Raw genomic sequence first — 14,980 nt, 5'->3', positions numbered from 1 at the left:
GCCTCCTCCTTCATGCACGACGTCAAAAACACCGCCCGCGCTCTCGTGCGCATCGGCTATGACGGGCGGGTCCACAAAACTTTCCGCGGCCACATGGCCAAAGAGCGTTTCGAGAACGAGGTCCGCGTCCTGAAACACCTCGAAGCGAGGGGCTGCCTCTTCGTCCCCCAACTCCTCGAACACGATCCCGAAGTCCTCAAGATCGTCACCACCAACTGCGGTAGCGTCATCGAGCACATCAGCGCCGAGCGCATGGCCGAGATCTACGCCGAGCTCGCCAGCTACGGCGTCCGCCACGAGGACGCCTTCGCTCGCAACATCACGTACCGCCAGTCCGATGGACGCCTCTGCGTGATCGATTTCGAATTCGCCACCCTGCTCGACGACCCCGCCGGTGCCGGCCTCAAACCTTCCGCCGCCGATCTTCCCGAAGACCCCGCCCAACCCAAGCCGTCCTTCCCATAAGCGCGACCGCTTTTGACCGCCCCGCTTTCCATGGCCCAGCCATCCACGCCTCACGCTCCCGTCCCCCGCCTCAACTGGTCCGGCCTCACCGACGTCGGCAAAGTCCGCACCAATAACGAGGACTCCTTCCTCGGCATCGCCTTCGACGGCCACGAAGTCCGTTACCTCGGGAAAATCGGCGAATCATCCATGGCTTCGACGGACTTCGTCTTCGCCGTGAGCGACGGCATGGGCGGCGCCAACTCCGGCGAATTCGCCAGCCGCATCGCCGTCGATAAAATCACCCGCCTCCTCCCCAAAGGCTTCCGCCTCTCCGCCCAAGGCATGTCCAGCGGTTTCCCTGACCTCATCGGCGAACTCTTTTCCGCCATTCACCGCGACATGATCAAAATGGGCCAGGCCTACGAAGAGTGCGCCGGCATGGGCGCCACGCTCAGCCTCTGCTGGTTCACGCCCGAGTGGATGTATTTCGGCCACCTCGGCGACAGCCGCGTTTATTATCTCCCCAAAAACGGCCCGATGACCCAGGTCACCCACGACCACAGCCAAGTCGGCTGGATGCGCCGCAACGGCCAGCTCAACGAACGCGAAGCCCGCTTCCACCCGCGCCGCAACGCCCTCCAGCAAGCCCTCGGCGCCGGCCACCAATTCATCGACCCGCACATCGGCGCCGTCGGCTATCAGACGGGCGACCGCTTCCTCATTTGCTCCGACGGCCTCATCGACGGCCTCTGGGATCACCGCATCGAAGACCTCCTCCGCAACCCCGCCGAAGGACAAACCCCCGCCCAACAACTCGTCACCGAAGCCGTCGCCGAATCCGGCCGCGACAACACCACCGCCGTCGTCATCGAGGTCCGCTAAAACCCGTAGCGTCTGCACATGACCGCTACGCGCTCCGCCCGCGCCGCACGCGCGCCCGTTACTTCAACACGTCCTTCGACACCCGCTTCACGCCCGTAAACTTCGGTCGGAAAAGATCCTCCAGCGTCTCCCGCGCCTCCGCCGGAATTTTCGCGATCAACGCATCGATACTCGGCAGCGGCCCCAGCGCCGCCTCCGCCTGCTCCGCTTCCTGACGCAGCGTCACCGCTCCGCCCGCCTTCGGCACCGTGCGTACCTGCTCCTTCTCGCCACCGATAAACGCCGCTTCATCCGCCGCGCTCGGCCAGTTCGGCCCGTCTTCATCGAACGGCGCGCTCGCCGCATCCGCCAGCGCCGCATCGGTCTCCGCACGCGGCAGCGTCGCGACTTCCGCATCGCTCTCCGCATCCGAATCTCCTGCCCCACCCGCACGCGCCGACGAGCCATCGCTTCCGCCCGCTTTCGTCCCGCGCTCGCTGCTTCCGCCCGCGACAACCACCGCCGAAACTATCCCCAACGCCTTCCGCTGCTCCGCGATATCCGCGATGGCCTGCGCCACGCGCTCATCGAGCTGCTCAATCAGTCCTTTTTTTTTTCGCCGCCCTCAGTGGCGGCGGATGACTCCGGCGATTGCTCAGCCAGCGCGCTCAGCTCTTTGATGAGCGAATCGATCGCCCGCGCCCGGCTCGCCTCGACCGCTTTGAGCAACGTCACCTCGAAATTGATCTTCTCCGATAGCCCGAGCTTCACGCTGCCTTCGCCTTCACGCAGTCCATCGAGCAAGCGCGTGATCTGCTCCGTCGTCATCGGCAGGCCTCCGAGAATGTCCGTCTTCCCGCCCTTGCCGATCGCATCGAGCAACGCCTTGCGAACGAGCTCCTGCAGGTCCGTCAACAACCGCACCAGATCGCGTCCGGCCTGATCGCACGCATCCACGATCTCGATGATCTTCGGATGATCGCCCGCCGCCAGCGCCGCCGCCAGCGCCGCGATTTTTTCGGCCGACACGAGGCCATACACATCCAGCACGTCCGGCTCGGCAATCTCCGTTCCGCAAAACGAAATCATCTGGTCGAGGATCGACTGCGCATCACGCATCCCGCCATCCGCCATGCGCGCGATGCACGAAAGCGCCTCGGGCGAGACTTTGATTTTCTCCTCGTCGGCGATTTTCTTCAGCCGCAGCACGATCAAATCCGCCGGAATCGGCTTCAGGTCAAAACGCTGGCAGCGCGAGATGATCGTCGGCAGCACCTTCTGCGGATCGGTCGTCGCGAACACGAACTTCACGTGATGCGGCGGCTCCTCGAGCGTCTTCAGCAAAGCATTAAATGCCGCCGTCGAGAGCATGTGCACCTCGTCGATGATGTAGATTTTGTACTTACCCTGCGCCGGCGCGTACTGGACCGTGTCGCGCAAATCGCGCACCTGCTCCACGCCGTTGTTCGAAGCACCGTCGATCTCGATCACGTCGAGATGCGAGCCTTCGGCAATCGACACGCACGCCGGGTCTTTCGGATCGAAATCCGCCTTCGGCCCATCCGTGCAATTCAGCGCCTTCGCAAAAATACGCGCGGTCGAAGTTTTCCCCGTTCCGCGCGGTCCCACGAACAGATACGCGTGCGCGATCCGGTTGCGCGCGATGGCGTTCTTCAACGTCCGCACCACATGATCCTGCCCGACGACATCGTCGAACGTCTGCGGGCGCCATTTGCGGGCGATGACTTGGTAACCGGTGGACAAGAGTCCGCTACTCCACGCACGCCGCCTCTTCCTGCAACTGAAAATTAACCGTCCGCCCACTCTCGCTCTTAAAACAAAACGGGCCCGCTAAAAAGCGGGCCCGGCGCTGACACAAAATAAAGCGGTCATTCAACCGCTGCGCACATCAAGCCGTCAGGGCTTCGGATGTTCTTTGGCTTTATCTTCCGCCTTCTTTTTGCACGCGTCGCACATCGAGCCCTTTTCTTTGCACGCTGCACACTCTGCCTTCTTTTCTTCCTTTGCGTGATCCTTGCTATCCGAGGCAAACACCGAAGTGCCGCCGAGTACCATCACGGCCGCTAGGGCCAGCAGGAACTTTTTCATAGGGTTTTGGGGCGGCAGTACCCGATCCACAACGAACCGGGATTGCCGCGTGCCGCCGACCATGCCCGATCCCTCGCCTAACCGGAAGCCGTCAGTTTATACCGCCCTGGCCACCGCCGATCCCGCCAAACTCCTTCCTGAAAAATAAAAGTGGCCAGGCACTCCACGGCACTAGGAGGACGTCGTTGCCGTTGCTACCTTCCGGTCCTGGCGGAGTTCACGCGCCTGCCCATGCATGGCACCTGGCCGACGCGGACAGTGCTGGGGATGCGACCTCCCGCAACTAAAAATTCCCGGTATAAGCTCAGCGCACCCCGAGCATCTGCTCCGCCCGCTCCACGATCCCTTCAACCGGCCACAACCGTCCAAGTCCTTCGTACCCACACGCCAGCATCCCGTCCTCCGGCCCGATAAACTGCGCCCCGCGCGCCGTCAGCGTCGCCACATTCGCCACCGTCGCCGGGTGCGACCACATCTTCCCGTTCATCGCCGGCGCTATCAGCAGCGGCGCACGACACACCAAGTGCAGCGAACTCAAAAAATCCCCCGCCAGTCCGTGCGCGAACTGCGCGATCACGTCCGCCGTCGCCGGCGCGATGAGCAACAAATCCGCCTTGTCCGCCAGCTCCACGTGACCCGGCTGCCACCCATTTCCCTCGCTCCAAAGATCCGTCGCCACCGGCTGCCGCGCGAGCGCCTGGAGCGTCAGCGGCGTAATAAATTTCTGCGCCCCCGCCGTCATCACCGGGAAAACCTCCGCGCCTTTCTTGCGCAACTGGCTCGTCAGCTCGGCCGCCTTGTAAGCGGCGATGGAGCCCGTGATCCCAAGGACGATTTTCTTGCCGGTCAGCGCAGACGACATGTCGCACAACGAACCGCCTTCAGCCTCCTCTCGCAAGTATCGAAACTCCGCCCACGCGCAAACACCTCCACGTCCTCCCTCCCGCCACTTCGCGCCTAAGCTAAGGCGCAGCCTTGCTCCCATCTTCACCCCGCGCCGGCTGCTTCGGCGTTGGCCGAACCGCATCTTCCGACTTCTCTGAACCACCAGGTCCGCGCTCACGATCGCCCCGGCGTTCCATGAAAATCGGCGGCGGCCGGCCACCTTCCGGTGCTTGCGGCCCGCCGCGCTTTTCACGCTCGCGCATCTGCTGCTCCCGCGCCGCACGCTGCTTGGCGCGATGCTCCTTAAACTTCACCAGCTGCTCTGGCGTCAGCACCGCTTCGAACTCCGTCACCATGCGATCCATGATCACATCCGACTGCTTACGCGCCGCCCGTTGATCCGCCATCGCCCGTCCGAAGATCGTGCGAAGATCCTTCTTCTGCTGCGTCGTCAGCTCCAGCTTCTGCCCGAGCTCGCGCATCTCCCGGTCGAAGAAACGATCCGTGCCTTTATTCCGCACGAACTGCTCGTAGTAATGGATCGAGACCGCGCCGCCGACCACGCCTCCACACAGGAAGACGCCGACGAAAACCAAAATGGCTAAGAGAGGATTCTTCATGCGCAGCGCCTCAAGTGAGCTCCGTGGTGTCCACGATTTCCGTCGGCGTTTCGTTGAGCAAAGCCGCCTCGCTCTCGATCGCCGAGATCACCGGCTTCAGCGTCGCCGCGATTCCCGCGACCGCCAGCAGACACGAGAGCCCCAGCGCGCGCAGCCCGTAACGGGAAAGCAACGACGCTTCCATCCACGGTGCCTTCGCGTCCAACGCCCGAGCCGCCACCCGCTTGGCGAATCCATACGGCGCAGCCTCGTCGCGTTCGTCTTTCGGAGCACGGCGTGCAGCGGCTACCAGGCGGGACCATTCGGCGGGATTCGTGCTCATGAGCGTTCCTTTTGTTTAAGCTGTTCGAAAAGTTTCTTCAATTTCCGCCGCGCTCGGAAAGCACGGACTTTGATCAACGTCGTATTCCAGCCCGTGAGTTCGCTGATCTCCACGAGCGTTTTCTGTTCTAGATCCAGCAGCTGGATCACCAGCCGGTCGTCCGGCTTCAACTGATCGAGCAATTTCCCCACCAGCTCTTTCGCCGCAAGCGCATCGCCCGCATCCGCCGCGTCTTCGCTCGTCAGCACCGCATTGAGCACATCTGCCTCGTTCTCCGAAAGATCCGCCCAGCGAAACTCCGGCCGCCGCTTCTGCGCCCGTAAATGATCGATGCAGGTCGTCACCGCGATGCGCGACACCCAGTGCGGAAACGGCACCGCCCCCTGGTACTGATCGAGACGTGTGAACATCTTCATAAACACCTCCTGCGCGAGATCCTCTTCGAGCACCCGCCGCGGCAGATGCGCTCGCACGATCCGGATAACCAGCGGATGCAGATGCTCCACCAACTCCCGCGCCGCGTCCTGACTGCGCGCGCGGACCCGCTGGAGGCACCCAACGAGATCGAACTCCGCATCAGCGTCACCGGACATAGGGCAATGGAAGGACCGTCATACACACGACACAAGACGCCACTCGCCTGCACGGGTTACAGCCGCCCACCCACCAATTTAAGGACCCTTCGGCCCCGTGCATCGCGTCGTTCATTCGACCACGAAACGAAACCCCACATGCCGCGCCCGCTCCGTCTTCGCAACTCGCACCACCGGCACCTCCTCCAGCGCCTCCGCACTATCCAGATAACTCCTCCCCGCGATCAACGCCATCGGCTCCGCCTCGCCCGCATCGAGCCACTCCGCCACGCCACCCGTCAGTTCGGTAACACCACTCGCGCCCAACGCCGCCCGATACTCCGCCTCCGTCGGCAACCGCACCGCCCGCCCCAAAAGCCACCCCAGCCTCCGGCAAAACTCCCGCGCCTCCGCCCAATTCACCGAATCCACCGCCCACTCCTCGCCCACCGTGCGGCTCGGATTTTTGTCCATCACCAGCGCATAAAGCCGCTGAGCCACCTCACTGCTCAAGAGCTGCGCGCCTCTCACTGCCCCGCCGCCGCCTTCAGGCGCGAGCGCCCGCAATTTCGGAAACACGCTTTCGTGAATAGCCGTCAGCGACGCACTCTTCGCCGCCCGATAACTCACGCGCTCCCGCAACCCCGTATCCAGCTTTCGACTCCTCGGAAAATCCCGCCACACCGCCGCCGCGATTTCCTCGGCCTCGCCGATCTTCTTTTGCGCCGCCGCCACATCGCGCGCCTTCAACAAACCCACGATCTCACCATCGAGCCCCTGCACTTTCGTCAGCCCGTCCATCGAAAGCGCCGTCTGCCGCCGCGCCTCCAGATCATCGGCCGTCGCCTGCGAAGCCTGCCGGCTCTTGGGCAACTCCGTGTTGATCGTCTCCTGCGCCTTCAACGCCACCGCGAACAACCGCGCCGCCTCCGCGTGCTTCCCCGCCCGCGCGTTCACTTCACCACCGCTCACCTTGTCCAAAACCGTCCGCGCCAGCGCCTCCGCCTGCAACGTCTGGATCTGCCCCTCCACGCGATCCTCCGCCGCCGCATCGACAAACGGCGTGCGCGGAAACTCCCGGTTGATCCGCGACTGCACCGCCAGCAACTCCTGAAACGCCTCCCGAACCTCGTCCCAACGCTCCGCCCGCGCCGCCACCTCAGCCTTCGCCCGCGCAGCCATCACCTGACGGCTCAACGGCTCCGCCTCCAAAATTTCCAGATCGAGTTTCAACCGGCTCTCACGTGGCAGGTCCTTAAACGCCGCCGCCGCATTGCTGCGATTCACCGCCTGCAACAGCGTCAGCGCTGCCCGATATTTCTCCACCGCTTCCCCATTCCGCTCCGCCTGTCGCGCAGCCAGCGCCTCTTTTTCCAACGCGGAAACCTTGTCCAAATTTTCCCGCACCTCCGCGTCCGCGACGAACTGCTCCAGCCGCCGCAACCGCTCCGACTCCGCCGGAGTCGAACGCGCATCCTGTCGCACGCGCTCGCGCTGTTTCGTCACCGCCAGCGCCAGTGCCGCCCGCGCCTCCGGGGAACTGCTCTGCCCTTTCTCATCCGCCGCCCGCCAGATCGCCTCGGCCTTCGCAACCTCGTCAGAAAGTTTCCGCAACGCCTCGTCATCCGACGTCGCCACCGTGATCGCCGCCGCGTCCACCTTCCGCGGCCCACGCGTCGCCAGAAAATAATACAACCCGCCCAGAGCCACCGCCACCCCCACGCCGATCAACCACGGACGCGCCTTCGCAAACACAGCAGCAGGACCTTGCTCGGAATCATCGTCAGACATGGGTGACCGCCGAGAAAAATTCCCCGCCGCCAAAAAGCAACGAACACCTCACACGCTCCCAGACTCGGCACGGACCGGCACTTAGCAAGTGCCGCCCCCACGCCCGATCGAGAATCGAAAATCCAACCGTACCGGGCGGAGCGACAGATCTCTAAATAAAATAATCCGAATCCTAAATTACCCAGCTGGAGCCACCACCGGCGCGCACAACCATCGCAGTCCTCCGACTCTCTCCCTCTCTGTGCCACCTCCGTGCCCTCTGTGTAACAATCCGCTTCCGCCGCAGACTCGACATCCCCCCGCCCGCCTGACGTTTTCACGAGTCATCGTGCTCGACCAACTCACCATCCTCGCCCCCGGCCTGCTCGGCGGTTCCGTCGCCATGGCCGCCCGCGCCCGCGGCACCGCCCGCCGCATCGTCATCTGGTCCCGCCGCCCCGAAACCCGCCTCGCCCTCCAAAAACAACCCTGGTGCGACGCCACCGCCGACACGCCCGAAGAAGCCGTCCGCCACGCGACCCTCGTCGTCCTCGCCGCCCCCGTCGAAAAAATCATCGAGCTCGCCCGCCAGATTGCACCCGCCCTCCCCGCGGGCGCCATCGTCACCGACGTCGGCAGCGTCAAAGGCGAACTCACCCGCGCCTGCCACGCCGCCATGCCCGCCACTGCTTTCTTCGTCGGCTCACACCCCATGGCCGGCAGCCAGAAAACCGGCTGGGAAAACGCCAGCGCCGACCTCTTCGACAAACGCGTCTGCTTCGTCACCCCGCTCGCCGACACCGCCGCCACGCACGCCAAAGCCACCGAAACCGTCGCCCGCTTCTGGCGCGACCTCGGCAGCGAAGTCAGCACCGTCACCCCCGACGAACACGACGAAATCGTCGCCCACATCAGCCACCTCCCCCAGGCCATCGCGACCAGCCTCTGCAGCTTCCTCGCGCAAAAAAATCCCGCCTGGCGCAACTTCTCCGGCAACGGCCTCCGCGACACCACCCGCATCGCCGCAAGCGACGCCACCATGTGGATCGAGATCTTCCAACAAAACCGCGACGAAGTCCTCCGCGCACTGAGCCGTTTTCAAGACGAACTCCAAGGCCTGCACGCCGCCATCGCCAACCGCGACTGGCCCGAAGTCCGCACCCGCCTCGACCGCGGCAAAACCTATCGCGACGCCTTCCGTCCGTAAAACCGAAGCTCGCTGCGTGCCTCATGATGCCGCGCAGTTGTCATCGTTAAATGCTGCAGCATGAAAAACCTCCAAGAAAAAGGTTGGACAGCAATGCGACCAACCGAACAGCCACATAAACTACTAGAACGTTAAAAGAAGGCGGTCGGACACCACCTCATCTTCTGCGTCACGACCTTCGAGTTGAAATCGTTTTAGCATCGAACGACCGCAATCGACGAAAATCTCCCGCTCAAAAAGCCCCTGAGGGACATCGATGAAGCAGTTATCCGTGCCTGACTTCTTTATTCCGTCGATGCTTAAGGCGACCTTGGCTCCTCGCCTCTTACACGCAGCGATTTCCACCATCAGCTCGGCTAAATTGAACGCCTGCGCTCCGTAGAGAATCGCTTGGGAGTGTGCGTAGGGCGGATCACAATAGACCAAATCTCCTGCACCTGCTCGTTGCATCAACTCGCGGTAATCTGCCTTCACAAATTCACAGTGCCGAAGGCGTAGGTGCCAAGCATCCACACGTGAAGCAAACGACGAGGGCGCGATTGGATCATGAATTCCACACGGGGTGGACATGTATCCGTCGGCCTTTCTAAAGCGAACCACACCTCCATAACACGCCCTACAAAGAAAAACAAAGTCAGCTCCATTCGGCCTATGATTGTAGCTAGCGAGGCACTCTGCATACGCTTCTTTTTTCCCGAGCACCGCGATGCGATTCCAACGAGCAGCATACCATCGCTTCAGTTCTTCAGGATTCGTTGCGAGAGTCTGCCATATCTCGATTAAGGGTCCGAACCGATCACCGCCTATCCCGTTCCGAGGCGCCATGGTCGCTAAAATTGCGCCGCTGCCTAAGAACGGCTCGATGAACCTTCGATAATCCTTCGGAAGGTAACTAACCACGTCTGCAGCGACGCGATATTTGCTTCCGATCCATTTCAGAAGCTGCCCCTTAAGCGCGGGCGGCTCGACGACATCTGGCAGACTCAATTGCACCACAGCGTTACCATCTTGCGAAGTGAGCCAGCTGCAAGCCCAAACATATCCTATTTTGGGATATATCGTTACTTTATGTTAGAAGGCAGTCGTTGAAGAACATCCACTCTAGCGACCACAAAAAGCTCTGCGAACTGATACGTCGGCTCCGGGAAGAAAAGGGCGTCACGCAGCACGCACTGGCTCAGAAACTCGAAGTTCCGCAGTCGTTCGTCAGCAAAGTTGAAACCGGCGAGCGGCGTTTAGATATTCTAGAGCTGCGTTCGGTTTGCTTAGCGCTGGAAATCCCAATGAAGCGCTTCATTCAACTCCTTGAGGAGGATCTCAAATGAAGCCCGACCCAAGGTTTCGCTCTCAGCCTCCCACATTTTGGGCATATGTGCGGAGTATCAGTGAATGGGTTGGTTACACGAATCGAAAAAATCGGAAGGACAAAGTCAGCCGAATCAAGGTCCCTTCGCCCAATGAAATCTGGGATTGCCTACACGCACTTCAATTAGCCCCTGAACCGTTGCTGACCCCCGAAAAGCAACTCACTGAATTAGGCCAACGATTGCAGAGCTATTTCGAACATCGCGCGGAGGTCCTAAACAACCAAGTCGAACCAGCGCTTCAAACAGCGAAACAAGCGGCGGCACTCTTCAGCAAAGTGCGGAAGGATCTGAAGTCTCAGTTGCCAGTTCCCATGAACAAGCAAAAGGGAGAGAAAAAGAAGCCGGCATACTTCACAGGCTTGGTTAACATGCTCATCGACGCTCACCGTGGTCCATATCGTTGCGATTACGACCCTCGAGTACTGACCGCATTTACTAAAGGCGGCGTGCCCGTTCGAACTTTGTCCCGCCGGGTCGACGGCGCATTTCCGGCAGCGATCAATCCAGCTGCGATTTGGGAAATCAAAGAATATTACTACACGACGACGTTTGGAAGCAGAGTTGCAGATGGTGTCTATGAAACGCAGCTAGACGGGATGGAAATCGAAGAAATGCGCGTTGCCGAACGAATCGTGGCAAAGCACTATCTCTTTCTGGATGCGCACTACACTTGGTGGGAATGCGGAAAATCCTATCTGTGCCGAATTTTCGATATGGTGAATATGGGATTGGTGGATGAAGCTATCGTCGGCCGAGATGTGGTTACTAGAGTGCCAGAATTGGTAGCCGAATGGATCGGCATAATGAAAAACGAGCGAAGCATCGAGGATCTCCCTAAAGCACCCCTTGATGCCGGAGCCGGAAACGCATCGCACGCAGACAAGTGAATAGACCCGGCTAAACCCACCTCGCCATCGGAGGTCCACAGTTTCGTCTTTCGTATTTGGTCATACAAACATCGTCAGGCGAAAAGCCCCGCCTCACTCTGCGTCGGACTTCGCTGTTGGAACACGACCAATACACCCGGCAGCGCACGCGAATTTGGCGCCTCGGAATCTCTGGCCTAGCCGGAACACACTTCGCACACCGCGCGACGCCCGAAGCGCCCCGTTTCATCGGCCAGCGATCTACGTGGGCACCAAAACTCACGCGAACCAAATCCCGCCCGCCTCCCCTCAATGTCCGCCGCCCTTCGCTCCTCCTTCGCATCTTCGCGATTCAAAGCTCCGATCTCCGCCCTACTCGCTACCCGCTAAAAGAACGCCGCCCTGTCCGGCCCACGTCCGTTCATTCGTTGAAGGAGTACTCCACGATCCTTCCTCCCATGAACAAGCAGATATTCCTCAACCTCCCGGTCGCCAACCTCCCGAAGTCGACCGCCTTTTTCAAAGCACTGGGCTACTCATTCAATCCCCAGTTCACCGGCGACAGCACAACCTGTGTCATCATCAGCGAGACGATTACCGTGATGCTTTTGACGCACGCCAAGTTCCGCGAATTCACCCCCAAGGCCGTCTGCGATACGAGCAAGGCCGTGGAGGTCTTGATCTCCCTCAGTTGCGAGAGCCGCGAGGAGGTGGACGCCATCGTCGCCAAAGCCCTCGCCGCGGGCGGCACGAGCTACGAAAAGCCCGAGGACTTCGGCTTCATGTATATGCACAGCTTCGTCGACCTCGACGGCCACGGCTGGAACCTCCTCCACATGAGTTGGCAACCCGCCTCTTGAATGAATCGCGAAGAAGCGAAGGCGCTAAGTACCACCGCAAAGTCCGGCCAAATCCCTGACTCCTTCGCTCCGATCTTCGCGTCGTTGCGTCTTTGCGCTTAACTCATCCCCCGCCTCCGCCGCTGGACACGCCAGACGTGCGCGACCTAGATTCGCTCCATGGGCCTCCTCACCTTCAGCCTCAACGTCACCCTCGACGGCTGCGTCGACCACCAGGAGGGGATCGCCGACGACGAGACGCATGCCTTCTTTACCCGCCTCATGGACGAAAACGGCGCCATGCTGTGGGGCCGCACCACTTACGAAATGATGGAAGGCTACTGGCCGGCAGTCGCCCGCGGCGACATAGATGCGCCACCAGCGACACGCGAGTGGGCGGTCAAGCTGGAGGCCAAGCCGAAGTACGTGGCGTCATCCACCCGAAAGGATTTCCCGTGGACCAACAGCCACCTCCTCACCGGCGACCTGCGCGCAAACGTGCAGAAACTCAAAGACACGACCCCGGCAGGCGTGCTGCTCGGTAGTGTAAAGCTCGCGACCGCACTGGACCGGCTCGATCTGATCGATGAGTATAAATTCCTCGTCCATCCCCGGATCGCCGGCCACGGCCCGACCCTCCACCAAAGCGGCCTGCCCGGCACACGAAGCCTCGACCTCCTCTCAGCAAAGCCGCTCCGCTGCGGCTCCGTCGCCATGCACTACCGCCGCGCGAGCTGACTCAAACGCACACGCCTCAATTTACCCCGAGAATGAAACGCCGATTCAAGTACCCCGCTCTGGTTGGAGTCCTCTGCCTGTTGTGCCTCGCCGCTGGAACGCGCATCCGCACCGGGCAAGGATACTTCGATCCCACGCTCACCGGTGCAGTCCTCCTGAGTTCAGCCAAGGAAGCGAACCGCGCACTGGACGTCGTGCTCACGCACCGCGATTCGGGTCGCATACAAAAATATGGCTGGGCGCTGGCGGTCTCAGGAGCGGACGGAACCGTCGCCATCCGCTGTCACGAATGGAAACAGATCAGCGTGTTCGGAGTCCCTGCGGGCGGCCTGCGTTGGAACGAGTTTCAGCGCACCCTCAAAGTCGATGACTTGATCCGCGGCAGCGATGACACCTACGACTACGTAATCACGTGGCGCGTCCGCTCGGCAGGTCAACCGCGAGACTGATCGCGCTCGAACCGCAAAGGGAAGGCGACGACCTCCCATGAATAAGAAACCTGCGGGATTCCCTGAGGAGGCAATCGGATGCCCTCCCCTCCCGCATGGATCGAGCTCTGCTCATACGGCACTGTATCCAGCATCGTACAACTGCTCACACAAAACTTATGAAACTCAAAGTCGTCTTCACACTGCTGTTTCTCGCTGGATCCGCTTATTCCCAACTCATCCCGATCAGGGAAGAAAGCGGGTTTCTGAGCTCTTATGGCGAGGTATCTCCCCTCACCTTCACGCTGACCTATGACGGACCAGCGGTCGTACATGAAACGCACGGCCGTGTTCCGACTTCATTAAGCGTAAATCTCCGCGCCGGATTTTCCGCGGCGCCTGCCTTGGCCGAAGATCAAAGCGTGGGCGCCAGTCTGCACGGTGTCGGACTTCACCATTTTGCTGCGAAGCCAGTTCCCGCTGCCGCAGAAACGCCGGCCCCCACCGCTCTCGATCTCGCGCTCTTCGCGGTAGATTCGCGCACGCCGTCCGACTCGTTTCCCAGCAAACAGGATCAAGGCGTCCTCGCGTTGATCACTGCATCGACGGTTCCGTGAGTGGCAAAATCCGCTGAACTCATTTAGTCCTCGTCCTCGATCTCCGGCGGCTTGATCGGCATGAGCAGGCGGTCGAGCTCGGCCTGCGTCGGATTGCGGAGCTTGAGCACCGTGAGAAGCGCTTCACCGGCGGGCAGCGTCACTTTCGTCTGCACTCCAGGCGTCAGACCCAGCACCACAACCGCCAGCGGTGACGTATGCGGCAGGCACTCGATGCCCGACTCCTCGTCGGTGGCGGTTTCGCCATAGGTCGTCACGAGAAAGGTGAAGCGGTGTTTCCGCTTCGTGGTCAGATCCTGTTTTTCAAGCGTGACGACGTGGCCAAGTTGCACGGTGTCGGTGGGCTTGGTGAGCCAGGCGGCGGGATCGACCTCAATGAAGGCGTTGCGCGCCACAAAGCGGTCGAGCGCGAACATCTTTCGGTCCACGGCGCGGATCGCTTCTTTGGCGGCCTTGAATCCAAAGTTCTCACGCAAGTCGCCCTGGCTGTGCGCCTCGACCTTGTCCGCCACAAGCCCCACCCGCTTCTGCTTCAGCGCGATGAACTCATCCGCCAGCACGCGATTGTACCCGGGCCGCACGTAAATCGTAGTCGGCGCCGGCGGCGGCGGACGAAAAATCTTTTTCCGATGAAGAGGCATTAGATCGAAAGCTGCGAGTCGCGGTTCGAATTGAACCACAGAGGCACAGAGGACACGGAGGCCAATCCGGGATTCAATCTCAACTAATCCCGTCGTCTCGGTGCTCTCTGTGTCTCCGTGGTTCAATTCTCTGAGCATTCATCACCGTCCACGCCAATAGTCAGGATCACGCCGCAGCGGCATGACCGCCAGAATACGGATCTCATCAGCGTATTCGCGGTAAAGAATCCCATAAGGAAAGACCGTGGAGAAATGCCGCCGAACTTCACCCACATGACGGCGATAAAGCGCCGGTCGCAGACAAACATCCACAATCAGCGACTGGATTTCGGTGAAAAACCGTCGCCCGAGTTCCGGGCTGATCCGCGCATAATACTCAGCTGCTTGAGAGTACTCATCCTCAGCGTCGCGGTGGAAGCGATAAGGCTTCACTGACCGGTGACCTTGCGGATGCGTGCAATGACGTCCTGGCCAGAAACTAAAACAGAAGGATCTCGTTCACTCTCTGCCGCCCGGCCCTCAGCCACTTTCCCCCACTGTTCAGCGTGATCCGCGTCCAAGCCACCGTGCTTCGCAATGACGATGCGATCGATCAACTCAGCCACCACGTCATCCGGCCAGCGCCGAGTCTCTTCCACGATCTGCTCCAAAGTCAGGGACATGGCGGAAAATTGTTCAACCTCGAGAACCG

General features: G+C 61.0%; 21 protein-coding genes and 1 other RNA gene. 9 read left to right on the top strand and 13 right to left on the bottom strand.

The features are described from left to right. Window positions 1-12: 12 nt before the first annotated feature. Complete coding sequence (locus CMV30_RS14250; protein WP_096057775.1) at window positions 13-465, top strand: BUD32 family EKC/KEOPS complex subunit; 453 nt, start codon at window positions 13-15, stop codon at window positions 463-465. Between the two features lie 30 nt (window positions 466-495). Then, the gene (locus CMV30_RS14245) at window positions 496-1,329 is read left to right on the top strand and encodes a PP2C family protein-serine/threonine phosphatase (protein ID WP_096056660.1); all 834 of its coding nucleotides are present in this window, start codon (window positions 496-498) and stop codon (window positions 1,327-1,329) included. A gap of 58 nt (window positions 1,330-1,387) precedes the next feature. Here CMV30_RS14245 and CMV30_RS14240 read toward each other — a convergent pair whose 3' ends face one another. From CMV30_RS14240 to CMV30_RS14200, 9 genes are all read right to left on the bottom strand, one after another. Further along, window positions 1,388-1,888, bottom strand: a complete 501-nt coding sequence (locus tag CMV30_RS14240) for a hypothetical protein (RefSeq protein WP_096056659.1) — start codon at window positions 1,886-1,888, stop codon at window positions 1,388-1,390. Between the two features lie 20 nt (window positions 1,889-1,908). Continuing rightward, window positions 1,909-3,072, bottom strand: coding sequence for a DNA polymerase III subunit gamma/tau (gene dnaX / locus CMV30_RS14235; protein WP_096056658.1), 1,164 nt, complete (start codon window positions 3,070-3,072; stop codon window positions 1,909-1,911). Between the two features lie 153 nt (window positions 3,073-3,225). Further along, on the bottom strand, window positions 3,226-3,417 hold the full coding sequence (locus tag CMV30_RS14230; RefSeq protein WP_138223310.1) for a hypothetical protein: 192 nt from the start codon (window positions 3,415-3,417) through the stop codon (window positions 3,226-3,228). Window positions 3,418-3,566: 149 nt separating this feature from the next. Next, window positions 3,567-3,665, bottom strand: an RNA gene (ffs, locus tag CMV30_RS14225) — signal recognition particle sRNA small type. Window positions 3,666-3,721: 56 nt separating this feature from the next. Next, on the bottom strand, window positions 3,722-4,279 hold the full coding sequence (locus CMV30_RS14220) for a flavoprotein (protein WP_096056656.1): 558 nt from the start codon (window positions 4,277-4,279) through the stop codon (window positions 3,722-3,724). A 100-nt stretch (window positions 4,280-4,379) separates the two neighbouring features. Further along, a complete protein-coding gene (locus CMV30_RS14215) occupies window positions 4,380-4,922 on the bottom strand; it encodes a hypothetical protein (RefSeq protein WP_096056655.1) in 543 nt (180 codons plus the stop codon). A gap of 10 nt (window positions 4,923-4,932) precedes the next feature. Further along, entirely contained in the window at window positions 4,933-5,244 is a 312-nt protein-coding gene (locus CMV30_RS14210) for a hypothetical protein (RefSeq protein WP_096056654.1), read from the bottom strand. After that, window positions 5,241-5,837, bottom strand: coding sequence for an RNA polymerase sigma factor (locus tag CMV30_RS14205; protein ID WP_096056653.1), 597 nt, complete (start codon window positions 5,835-5,837; stop codon window positions 5,241-5,243). Before CMV30_RS14205 ends, CMV30_RS14210 begins: the two co-directional genes overlap by 4 nt. Window positions 5,838-5,948: 111 nt before the next feature. Next, window positions 5,949-7,607 (bottom strand): SUMF1/EgtB/PvdO family nonheme iron enzyme, encoded by a 1,659-nt coding sequence (locus CMV30_RS14200; protein ID WP_138223309.1) that lies wholly within the window; start codon window positions 7,605-7,607, stop codon window positions 5,949-5,951. A gap of 328 nt (window positions 7,608-7,935) precedes the next feature. Between CMV30_RS14200 and CMV30_RS14190 the strand changes: the two genes are divergently transcribed. Beyond that, window positions 7,936-8,793, top strand: a complete 858-nt coding sequence (locus CMV30_RS14190) for a prephenate dehydrogenase (protein ID WP_245844217.1) — start codon at window positions 7,936-7,938, stop codon at window positions 8,791-8,793. A gap of 123 nt (window positions 8,794-8,916) precedes the next feature. Here CMV30_RS14190 and CMV30_RS14185 read toward each other — a convergent pair whose 3' ends face one another. Further along, entirely contained in the window at window positions 8,917-9,786 is an 870-nt protein-coding gene (locus CMV30_RS14185) for a DNA adenine methylase (protein ID WP_217494399.1), read from the bottom strand. 92 nt (window positions 9,787-9,878) lie between these two features. Between CMV30_RS14185 and CMV30_RS14180 the strand changes: the two genes are divergently transcribed. The 6 genes from CMV30_RS14180 (at window position 9,879) to CMV30_RS14155 (ending at window position 13,648) form a co-directional block, all read left to right on the top strand. Then, window positions 9,879-10,118, top strand: coding sequence for a helix-turn-helix domain-containing protein (locus CMV30_RS14180; protein ID WP_096056649.1), 240 nt, complete (start codon window positions 9,879-9,881; stop codon window positions 10,116-10,118). After that, window positions 10,115-11,047: a DUF7687 domain-containing protein gene (locus tag CMV30_RS14175; RefSeq protein ID WP_175414887.1), complete on the top strand. Its 933-nt coding sequence runs from the start codon at window positions 10,115-10,117 to the stop codon at window positions 11,045-11,047. The genes CMV30_RS14180 and CMV30_RS14175 overlap by 4 nt, the downstream gene beginning before the upstream one ends. 437 nt (window positions 11,048-11,484) lie before the next feature. Then, the gene (locus CMV30_RS14170; RefSeq protein WP_096057773.1) at window positions 11,485-11,886 is read left to right on the top strand and encodes a VOC family protein; all 402 of its coding nucleotides are present in this window, start codon (window positions 11,485-11,487) and stop codon (window positions 11,884-11,886) included. A 159-nt stretch (window positions 11,887-12,045) separates the two neighbouring features. Then, complete coding sequence (locus CMV30_RS14165; protein ID WP_096056648.1) at window positions 12,046-12,603, top strand: dihydrofolate reductase family protein; 558 nt, start codon at window positions 12,046-12,048, stop codon at window positions 12,601-12,603. Window positions 12,604-12,635: 32 nt separating this feature from the next. Beyond that, window positions 12,636-13,052: a hypothetical protein gene (locus tag CMV30_RS14160; RefSeq protein ID WP_096056647.1), complete on the top strand. Its 417-nt coding sequence runs from the start codon at window positions 12,636-12,638 to the stop codon at window positions 13,050-13,052. A gap of 158 nt (window positions 13,053-13,210) precedes the next feature. Continuing rightward, window positions 13,211-13,648 carry a hypothetical protein gene (locus tag CMV30_RS14155; RefSeq protein ID WP_096056646.1) on the top strand — a complete coding sequence of 146 codons (438 nt, stop codon included), beginning with the start codon at window positions 13,211-13,213 and terminating at the stop codon, window positions 13,646-13,648. A 23-nt stretch (window positions 13,649-13,671) separates the two neighbouring features. Here the strand turns inward: CMV30_RS14155 and CMV30_RS14150 are convergent, their stop codons facing one another. The 3 genes from CMV30_RS14150 to CMV30_RS14140 form a co-directional block, all read right to left on the bottom strand. Further along, window positions 13,672-14,289: a GreA/GreB family elongation factor gene (locus CMV30_RS14150; protein WP_175414886.1), complete on the bottom strand. Its 618-nt coding sequence runs from the start codon at window positions 14,287-14,289 to the stop codon at window positions 13,672-13,674. Window positions 14,290-14,430: 141 nt separating this feature from the next. Further along, window positions 14,431-14,721, bottom strand: coding sequence for a type II toxin-antitoxin system RelE/ParE family toxin (locus CMV30_RS14145; RefSeq protein ID WP_096056644.1), 291 nt, complete (start codon window positions 14,719-14,721; stop codon window positions 14,431-14,433). Next, window positions 14,718-14,951 (bottom strand): addiction module antitoxin RelB, encoded by a 234-nt coding sequence (locus CMV30_RS14140; protein WP_096057772.1) that lies wholly within the window; start codon window positions 14,949-14,951, stop codon window positions 14,718-14,720. The genes CMV30_RS14145 and CMV30_RS14140 overlap by 4 nt, the downstream gene beginning before the upstream one ends. Between the last annotated feature and the right edge of the window lie 29 nt (window positions 14,952-14,980).

It is taken from the genome of Nibricoccus aquaticus, from assembly GCF_002310495.1.
Lineage (GTDB): Bacteria > Verrucomicrobiota > Verrucomicrobiia > Opitutales > Opitutaceae > Nibricoccus > Nibricoccus aquaticus.
The sequence above is the reverse complement of the archived record's forward strand: the minus strand, read 5'-3'. Positions and strand labels throughout refer to the sequence as shown.

Bases quoted from the DNA above. Each gene is read 5' to 3' on its own strand.
- CMV30_RS14230 (WP_138223310.1), bottom strand. From the start codon at position 3,417: ATGAAAAAGTTCCTGCTGGCCCTAGCGGCCGTGATGGTACTCGGCGGC.
- CMV30_RS14250 (WP_096057775.1), top strand. From the start codon at position 13: ATGCACGACGTCAAAAACACCGCCCGCGCTCTCGTGCGCATCGGCTAT.
- CMV30_RS14160 (WP_096056647.1), top strand. From the start codon at position 12,636: ATGAAACGCCGATTCAAGTACCCCGCTCTGGTTGGAGTCCTCTGCCTG.
- CMV30_RS14220 (WP_096056656.1), bottom strand. From the start codon at position 4,279: ATGTCGTCTGCGCTGACCGGCAAGAAAATCGTCCTTGGGATCACGGGC.
- CMV30_RS14200 (WP_138223309.1), bottom strand. From the start codon at position 7,607: ATGTCTGACGATGATTCCGAGCAAGGTCCTGCTGCTGTGTTTGCGAAG.
- CMV30_RS14175 (WP_175414887.1), top strand. From the start codon at position 10,115: ATGAAGCCCGACCCAAGGTTTCGCTCTCAGCCTCCCACATTTTGGGCA.
- CMV30_RS14215 (WP_096056655.1), bottom strand. From the start codon at position 4,922: ATGAAGAATCCTCTCTTAGCCATTTTGGTTTTCGTCGGCGTCTTCCTG.
- CMV30_RS14165 (WP_096056648.1), top strand. From the start codon at position 12,046: ATGGGCCTCCTCACCTTCAGCCTCAACGTCACCCTCGACGGCTGCGTC.
- CMV30_RS14245 (WP_096056660.1), top strand. From the start codon at position 496: ATGGCCCAGCCATCCACGCCTCACGCTCCCGTCCCCCGCCTCAACTGG.
- CMV30_RS14210 (WP_096056654.1), bottom strand. From the start codon at position 5,244: ATGAGCACGAATCCCGCCGAATGGTCCCGCCTGGTAGCCGCTGCACGC.
- CMV30_RS14205 (WP_096056653.1), bottom strand. From the start codon at position 5,837: ATGTCCGGTGACGCTGATGCGGAGTTCGATCTCGTTGGGTGCCTCCAG.
- CMV30_RS14155 (WP_096056646.1), top strand. From the start codon at position 13,211: ATGAAACTCAAAGTCGTCTTCACACTGCTGTTTCTCGCTGGATCCGCT.
- CMV30_RS14150 (WP_175414886.1), bottom strand. From the start codon at position 14,289: ATGCCTCTTCATCGGAAAAAGATTTTTCGTCCGCCGCCGCCGGCGCCG.
- CMV30_RS14170 (WP_096057773.1), top strand. From the start codon at position 11,485: ATGAACAAGCAGATATTCCTCAACCTCCCGGTCGCCAACCTCCCGAAG.
- CMV30_RS14140 (WP_096057772.1), bottom strand. From the start codon at position 14,951: ATGTCCCTGACTTTGGAGCAGATCGTGGAAGAGACTCGGCGCTGGCCG.